Source organism: Citrobacter sp. Cpo069, assembly GCF_030332785.1.
GTDB lineage: Bacteria > Pseudomonadota > Gammaproteobacteria > Enterobacterales > Enterobacteriaceae > Citrobacter > Citrobacter portucalensis.
In genome coordinates this window covers 22,767-29,378 of record NZ_JAOWHD010000003.1, presented here as the reverse complement: position 1 = coordinate 29,378, position 6,612 = coordinate 22,767, and the positions used below count along the sequence as shown (strand labels likewise).

Below are 6,612 nucleotides of genomic sequence, written 5' to 3'. Positions count from 1 at the left end.
GGGCGCGTCGCCCAGCTCGATGCCGTAAGGCCCGGCAATTTGACCACGCCGCCCAGGTGGAGATCGGCGCAGTTGCCTTTTATTTGTCGGCAGCGGTGCAAAATTTAAGTATCTTTATTGTACTATATAATGATACTAAAAGTTGACTTTTAAGGGGGGAAAGCCTATACTTTATTTACGGTTAGCAATGGTGCTGACCGGCCCGGAACCAGCGGCGGCAACCGCTCCGGGCAACCTGCGAAGGAAAATGTATGAATACGACTCTTGTTGTTTTAGTCCTCGCCATAACAGGCGCGTTATATCTCCCCTGGCGTCTTGTGCGCGACGGTTACAAAGAACTGGTGCAAATGTGCCTGTTTTGCTCCTGTATCGTCACGCTGGCCGCTGTATACGCCGTGTTAGTTAATCTCGATACTCCACACCCGTTTATGCCAATGTTTATCGCGGTAACGGCGTTCGGTGCGGCATTCGTGGCTGACTGCGCTTTATCTCTCTGGCTCTATCAGCGTAAAGCTAACGCTAAGACGGCTAACCACTAACCACTAATTAAACCGCCCTGCGGGGCGGTTTCTAACCATGATACGGGGGAAATATGGGAAACATCATTCTGATGGCCGAGAAAGCAAAAGGCGCGGTTACTGAAGAGGCTGAAGTGTATGAATTTGAGGGAATGGATGATTTGATCCGGTTTCGTAAGCGATTCCCTGAACAGATGAAATATGAATACCATTACCTGCTTTCCGGTGGCACGAAAAATTTTCGGCATATCGCGCTTGTTGAAGCCAACCATTTTAAGCAGTTCAAAAAGCTGGTTAATCTGTACCAGGATCGCTAACAACGCTGAACAGCGCGGCATTGCCGCGCTGCTGTATAACGGATTATTTAGTATCATATAATGATACTAAAAGTTGACTTTTTGGAGCGAGGAATTTATACTGTATTTATCGGTTAGCAATGGTGCTGACCGTAAGCGAAGGAGCAAGGTTATGAAAAAATTTATCTGCAACCGCAACGGCAAGGCGGTTTTTCAGGAAGGTGATCGGGAGCTGGTAGCTGCTTACCAGATGAAATCCTCTCCGGTTCCGGTGACACCCCGCAAGCTGAAAGCTGAAATGGAGGCTATCGCCAGAACAGCCCGATAATCAATCACCCGCGCCGTTGGCGCGGGTATCCCTCATAGCGGCGGCAACCGCTTTTTGCGAAGGAGCAACGCGATGTGTATTGATCACGTCCTCACCTTTCCCGTTCCCCTGGAAGATGCCAGCTTGCTGGCAGACTACTGCGGGTTTGAAGTGTATCCCACCTACAGCACGAACCGGGCCGATGAAACGCCCCGTTTTTCCGTGGTGGCACTTCATCGCCACAAAGCCAGGCTGGAAACGTTAGCCGTGGCCGACACGGAGAAAAGCGCCCATGCTTTCCGCGATATGGCCGAGATTACCGCCGCTTATTACTTACATTTTCGGCGGTAATACGATGAACGATTATCTATCCCTCATGGAACAGGCACGACAGGCAGAGGATTTGCGCGACTGGAAAACCGCCGCGCAGCTCTACACTCAGGCAATGGCCGTTAGTCCAAAAGCCAGAACGATGCGCCAGCGCCGCGAAAGGCTGAACCTACAGCAGCGTATTGACTTTTGTGAGCGTAACGCGAGGACGTAAAAACTAAAAAAAACCGCCTCATACGGCGGTTTTTTTCTGGTTAGGTTGGCTGGTATTCTGCCTTTCCGCAGTGTTCACCGCCACAGTACAGGATCAGGCCCGGCTTTCCCCACACGTTCGTATGGCATTTCGGGCAGGTGTATTTTGTCCGGTTTGATTTATTCACCGGCGTATCTGGCGGCGGGTTTACCAGCGAAAGGGCTTGTGTGATCTCATCATCCAGCTCGCCATCGTCGCCGTATCCCTCATCCTCATAATCTTCGTCATCGACATACCCTTTACCGTCTGCGCCGGTTGGCGTTGGTGGCGTTGGCTTATGTGGAGGGAACCGATCCAGCCAGCTTAGTTTAAACGCCGTGGTAAGCAACTCCTTGCAGGCGGTATCAAACGCGCCGCCGTCCTCGATGTAATGGCTCATGGACTCTCCGACGCGCTTACCTCCTGGCTGGCCGGTGTCGGATGGTATCAGGCCGATGCGCTCCATCATCGCCGCCCATTCTTTATTGTGGTATCCACGGCGGCCCGGTTTGCCGGTGTGTTGCTGCAACTGGTGAACCATTTCATGCACAAGCGTGGAAAGCGTGTCGCGTATCGTGCGGATCGAGAAATAGACCGGGTTCATGGCGATTTCATCAACGATTTGGCCGGTTGAGCGACCAACAAAGCGACCATTCGAGAAATAGCCATACGTTCGTTTTTCGCGCTGAAGGGTGATAAGGCAAGGCGGCAGCGCACTATCAAACAGGCGTTGATTGAAAAATTCGTAGGCGCGTTGAAGCTCGTCGTAAGTTTCCTGGGTAGGGATGATCATAGCGGCCTCACAATGGGGTTCTGGATTGCACAAACCATTTTATTGATTATGGATTGTGCAATCCACTTTTATTTTTGGGCGTTCCCTGCGGGCGGGCTTTCGTGCTTCGCATCGAGCCAGGCAAGCTGTCTCGCCCCTTCGGGCTTCAATCCCTAACGCAATCGAGGCCAAAAAAAACGGCCCGGATAGGGCCGCTTCAGGTCAGGCTTTTTGTCAGTGAAGCAGGAACGTTATAGCCGCCGCGCCGAGCGCTCCACCAACGAAGGAACAGACAACCGTGATAATCAGAATCTGCCTGATAAGCGCTTGCGAAAACCCTGTTTGCGCTCCGGCCAGACGTTCAAAAAATTGGTCGCTAACCTTCTGCTCCTTCTTCAGAGTGTTGACCAGCTCGCGCTGGCTTGCGATCACTTCTGTTTTCGCCACCTCAGATGATTTCTTTATTTCATCGGAGGCTTTATCCAGCCGTTCTACTGTTTCGGTAACGCTTGTGGTTACGCTTTCCAGTTTTGAGGTGATTTCTTTCGCATCGCCTAAAAACCAGTCCATCAGGATATCTAATTTATCAGGTTGCTTTTCCATATTATTCAGCCGTTAATATTTCAAAGGTACGATCAAGATTACGTTTAACCGGCAGCGCTAATTTCATCCAGCGATAACGCCGCGCAGCCGCCGCGCGTTCGTCGGCATCAGTGCAGGATTTAGCTTTCGCTTTAAATGTTTCTGGATCTTCAGCCAGCAGTTCTTCAAACGAAATTTTGTGATACGCGAGGTATTCATAAATTTCACTTTCAAAAACGGCGGCATCTTTATGAATAGAGGCTTTTTTAGAATCCTTCGCCCATTCATACACTGAAGCAATATCTTCCTGCGGAGTTGCTTTAATGCGGTTAGGCAGAAGAACAATTTTGGATTTTGGAACGCCAGCAGCGCTTAACGCGAGAGCGGTCTTAATACTTTCCTGCCATGCTTTATCATCCGGGGTAACAGGAATAAGATATTTATCAAATTCATCAATTGCACCCTCGTATTTTGTCATGGTAGAAAGAAAACGCTCTACGTTCGACGCGCCAATATCCACGATGGCGTTATCTTCAAATACGATTTCTTCAACCAGTTGACCAAAATTATCCCCGGTCAAACTCATTACTTCATCAACGCCCAAATCAGCCGCCGACATATTGATTGTCTCGATGGCAAAGAATTTTGCGCCAGCCATGCGAGGATACAGCAGGTATGACGAAATAATAGTTTTGCCGACACTGCCACTGTAGTTCATTACTGCAATTTTCATCTATTCGCTCCTTTAGAAACCTTTTTTATTACCTACGCTACCTTTGAATGAGGACGCAACTTTTTTTGCCTCATCCCCGATTTTTTTAAAATCGGTATCGGACAGAAATTCTTTGTTCCCGCCCATATCCTCAACTAACTTTTCTGATTCTGGATTGTGCAATCCAGTATCTTCCGGTTTTGCTTCTTCCTGCGGTTTTGGATTGTGCAATCCATTTTTTACCGCACTTTCTGGATTGTGCAATCCACCTTTTTTACGCTTTAACCTGGCCCGGTACAATGCCATTTCCAGCGCTTTCGGTGTTACGGAAAAGCTATATTCAGCATCAAGCAGTTGAGCAATCTCTTGCCTCGATACACCTTTATCCAGCCAGCCCTCGATCTCATCTAAACGAGTTCGTACTGCTGCCGAAAGGTTACGAGGTTCTAACTCGGTTGCCTTTTTCATACCCTCTCCTTCGTCTGCATTTGAATGTACGTTAACCCGCTTATCCCGTCAACCCGATTTTGTAGTTTTTTGGTAGTTTTTTAGTAGTTGGTTGCTTTTTTTTTGTAGTCTATCTGTAGTTATGCTGTAGTTTTTACCACAATTCAACCATCTAGGTGTGTAGTTTTTCTGTAGTCTATTTGTAGTGGTTGGTAAAAAAACTTTCATGCAAGCATGAAAGTGGTGAATGTGAACGCTTTTTGAGCGATTCACTTGCACTTAACACCGGTTTCTCCCTTAAAAAAGGCGTGGTATGGTATCCCTTAACGGCTATACACCATACGCAATTACGATTTTCATCGTAAATGCTTGAAAACAAAACAAATTATTCTAATTTGTGTTTTAATGTGTAATACGCAACGTATTACACATGTGGAATTAAGCCGCATATATGCTAGATTTGCATGTATTACATCGGTATTACAAAAAGGAAACCTATGCCATCTATCAGTTTAAGAGTGACCGAAGCGCAAAAAATCGACCTTGAATACCGTTCGGAGGGCAACGTATCGGAGTACATCAAGCAACAGCTTTTTGGACAAAAAGAGAGTGCCAGTGAAGTGATCGCCCGGCTTGATAAATTGCTGGAACGTTCATCTTCAGAGCAGCAAGCCGCCGGACGAGATCGATACATCGAGGCAATGTTGATTGAGGTGTTATTGATACTTCGCCAGGTGAGTAAAGCAGATGCGCAGAAAGTTGCCGGTGGTGAAATTCGCCGGTTAGGGCTGGAGCCGTGGTCAGCAGAGCTGGCCCAGGAGAGAGAGGAACAGAGTCATGAATGAAGCGGATAAGGGCAAAATTTGCCTGGGGGCATTGCTTTTTACCCCCCTTGTTACGTGGTTTATCGCGGCGAAAGCCTTGTATGGTTTTACGCCAAAAGATGCGCGTGAACGTCTGGTTTTACTTATTCAGCAGACTTTTGATTTATGGCCTTTATGGGGTGCTTTATTAGTCGGTGAAATTATTGCCATCATAGGCTTAATCATATTTTTCAAATTTAATCACCAGATATTTAAAGGTGCACCATTTAAGAAAATATATCGTGGTACGCGGCTTGTTTCTCAGCGGGCTTTAGCATCCATAACTAAAGAAAGAGAGCCACAAATAACAATAGCCGATATTCCAATCCCTACAAAAGCGGAAGGTACACATATTTCAATAGCCGGGGCGACCGGTGTTGGTAAATCAACAATCTTTGCTGAAATGATGAAATGTTGCTTGATGCGTGGAAAAATGCAACGTGTTGCCTCAAATAAAGACCGCATGATAATCCTCGATCCAGATGGCGATTTCCTTTCTCGTTTTTATAAAAAAGGCGATAAGATTTTAAATCCCTATGATGCCAGAACAGAAGGGTGGGTATTTTTCAACGAAATAAAAAGTGATTTTGACTTTGAGCGATTCGGTGTTTCTATCGTACCTACAGCGAAGGATTCGCAAACAGAAGAATGGAATGGATATGGTCGTCTTTTATTTACCGAGGTATCCCGTAAAGTATTTAACACAAGTCGAAACCCAACGATGGAAGAAGTATTCTACTGGACAAATGAAGTACCACTGGAAGAACTTGAAGAATATGTCAGAGGCACTAAAGCACAGGCTTTATTTGCTGGTAGCGGTCGGGCCGTTGGTAGTGCTCGCTTTGTGCTTAGTAATAAACTTGCCGCTCACCTGAAAATGCCAGCAGGGAACTTCTCAATTCGTGAATGGCTGGAAGATCCGAAAGGCGGGAATCTGTATATCACCTGGACAGATGAAATGCGTGAAGCCTTGAAATCGCTTATTTCATGCTGGACAGATAGCATATTTTCTATTGTGTTAGGTATGAGCAAGAGCAACTCCCGTAAAATCTGGACGTTTATAGATGAACTGGAATCCCTTGATTACCTGCCATCATTACGTGATGCGTTAACAAAAGGTCGTAAAAAAGGACTACGGGTTGTCACCGGCTATCAGTCTTATTCGCAGGTCATTAGCATCTATGGCAGTGATGTAGCTGAAACCCTTCTGTCTAACCATCGTACATCGGTTGTTATGGCCGCTGGTCGCCTGGGTGAAAGAACCCTCGAATTTGTCTCTAAATCATTGGGGGAGATTGAGGGCGAAAGAGAAAAAACGGGGATTAGCCGCCGCTTTGGTCAGTTGGGAACCAAAAATACCAATGATGATCACAAGCGCGAGCGGGCTGTAACGCCAACCGAAATCGCCACGCTGGATGATTTGACCGGCTACATCGCGTTTCCAGGAAATCTGCCAGTGGCTAAATTTGAGACTCATCACGTTAACTACACTCGTTCTAACCCTGTACCGGGCGTGGTCTTACGTGAAAGCACCGCATTTGCAGGAATGTAAA

General features: G+C 47.0%; 11 protein-coding genes. 7 read left to right on the top strand and 4 right to left on the bottom strand.

Going from position 1 to position 6,612, the window contains the following annotated elements:
* The first annotated feature begins 251 nt into the window (after positions 1–251).
* The 5 genes from OGY08_RS00260 (at position 252) to OGY08_RS00240 (ending at position 1,665) form a co-directional block, all read left to right on the top strand.
* The gene (locus OGY08_RS00260) at positions 252–539 is read left to right on the top strand and encodes a hypothetical protein (RefSeq protein WP_001098466.1); all 288 of its coding nucleotides are present in this window, start codon (positions 252–254) and stop codon (positions 537–539) included.
* 53 nt (positions 540–592) lie between these two features.
* Positions 593–835, top strand: coding sequence for a hypothetical protein (locus tag OGY08_RS00255; RefSeq protein WP_169516773.1), 243 nt, complete (start codon positions 593–595; stop codon positions 833–835).
* 151 nt (positions 836–986) lie between these two features.
* Entirely contained in the window at positions 987–1,142 is a 156-nt protein-coding gene (locus tag OGY08_RS00250; RefSeq protein ID WP_021536821.1) for a hypothetical protein, read from the top strand.
* A gap of 72 nt (positions 1,143–1,214) precedes the next feature.
* Positions 1,215–1,472, top strand: a complete 258-nt coding sequence (locus OGY08_RS00245) for a hypothetical protein (RefSeq protein WP_021536820.1) — start codon at positions 1,215–1,217, stop codon at positions 1,470–1,472.
* 4 nt (positions 1,473–1,476) lie between these two features.
* Positions 1,477–1,665, top strand: coding sequence for a hypothetical protein (locus OGY08_RS00240; protein WP_001001010.1), 189 nt, complete (start codon positions 1,477–1,479; stop codon positions 1,663–1,665).
* Between the two features lie 40 nt (positions 1,666–1,705).
* Here OGY08_RS00240 and OGY08_RS00235 read toward each other — a convergent pair whose 3' ends face one another.
* From OGY08_RS00235 to OGY08_RS00220, 4 genes are all read right to left on the bottom strand, one after another.
* Complete coding sequence (locus OGY08_RS00235; RefSeq protein WP_021544360.1) at positions 1,706–2,476, bottom strand: SprT-like domain-containing protein; 771 nt, start codon at positions 2,474–2,476, stop codon at positions 1,706–1,708.
* A 213-nt stretch (positions 2,477–2,689) separates the two neighbouring features.
* Complete coding sequence (stbC, locus tag OGY08_RS00230; protein WP_015345231.1) at positions 2,690–3,058, bottom strand: plasmid stabilization protein StbC; 369 nt, start codon at positions 3,056–3,058, stop codon at positions 2,690–2,692.
* A 1-nt stretch (position 3,059) separates the two neighbouring features.
* Entirely contained in the window at positions 3,060–3,770 is a 711-nt protein-coding gene (gene stbB / locus OGY08_RS00225) for a StbB family protein (protein WP_021544361.1), read from the bottom strand.
* Between the two features lie 12 nt (positions 3,771–3,782).
* On the bottom strand, positions 3,783–4,217 hold the full coding sequence (locus tag OGY08_RS00220; protein ID WP_021544362.1) for a hypothetical protein: 435 nt from the start codon (positions 4,215–4,217) through the stop codon (positions 3,783–3,785).
* A gap of 476 nt (positions 4,218–4,693) precedes the next feature.
* Here OGY08_RS00220 and OGY08_RS00215 point away from each other — a divergent pair, with 476 nt between their 5' ends.
* Positions 4,694–5,041: a hypothetical protein gene (locus tag OGY08_RS00215; protein WP_001139329.1), complete on the top strand. Its 348-nt coding sequence runs from the start codon at positions 4,694–4,696 to the stop codon at positions 5,039–5,041.
* The gene (locus tag OGY08_RS00210) at positions 5,034–6,611 is read left to right on the top strand and encodes a type IV secretion system DNA-binding domain-containing protein (RefSeq protein ID WP_021536815.1); all 1,578 of its coding nucleotides are present in this window, start codon (positions 5,034–5,036) and stop codon (positions 6,609–6,611) included. The genes OGY08_RS00215 and OGY08_RS00210 overlap by 8 nt, the downstream gene beginning before the upstream one ends.
* The last annotated feature ends 1 nt before the right edge of the window (position 6,612 follow it).

Bases quoted from the DNA above. Each gene is read 5' to 3' on its own strand.
- OGY08_RS00235 (WP_021544360.1), bottom strand. From the start codon at position 2,476: ATGATCATCCCTACCCAGGAAACTTACGACGAGCTTCAACGCGCCTAC.
- OGY08_RS00220 (WP_021544362.1), bottom strand. From the start codon at position 4,217: ATGAAAAAGGCAACCGAGTTAGAACCTCGTAACCTTTCGGCAGCAGTA.
- OGY08_RS00240 (WP_001001010.1), top strand. From the start codon at position 1,477: ATGAACGATTATCTATCCCTCATGGAACAGGCACGACAGGCAGAGGAT.
- OGY08_RS00215 (WP_001139329.1), top strand. From the start codon at position 4,694: ATGCCATCTATCAGTTTAAGAGTGACCGAAGCGCAAAAAATCGACCTT.
- stbC (WP_015345231.1), bottom strand. From the start codon at position 3,058: ATGGAAAAGCAACCTGATAAATTAGATATCCTGATGGACTGGTTTTTA.
- OGY08_RS00245 (WP_021536820.1), top strand. From the start codon at position 1,215: ATGTGTATTGATCACGTCCTCACCTTTCCCGTTCCCCTGGAAGATGCC.
- OGY08_RS00255 (WP_169516773.1), top strand. From the start codon at position 593: ATGGGAAACATCATTCTGATGGCCGAGAAAGCAAAAGGCGCGGTTACT.
- stbB (WP_021544361.1), bottom strand. From the start codon at position 3,770: ATGAAAATTGCAGTAATGAACTACAGTGGCAGTGTCGGCAAAACTATT.
- OGY08_RS00260 (WP_001098466.1), top strand. From the start codon at position 252: ATGAATACGACTCTTGTTGTTTTAGTCCTCGCCATAACAGGCGCGTTA.
- OGY08_RS00250 (WP_021536821.1), top strand. From the start codon at position 987: ATGAAAAAATTTATCTGCAACCGCAACGGCAAGGCGGTTTTTCAGGAA.
- OGY08_RS00210 (WP_021536815.1), top strand. From the start codon at position 5,034: ATGAATGAAGCGGATAAGGGCAAAATTTGCCTGGGGGCATTGCTTTTT.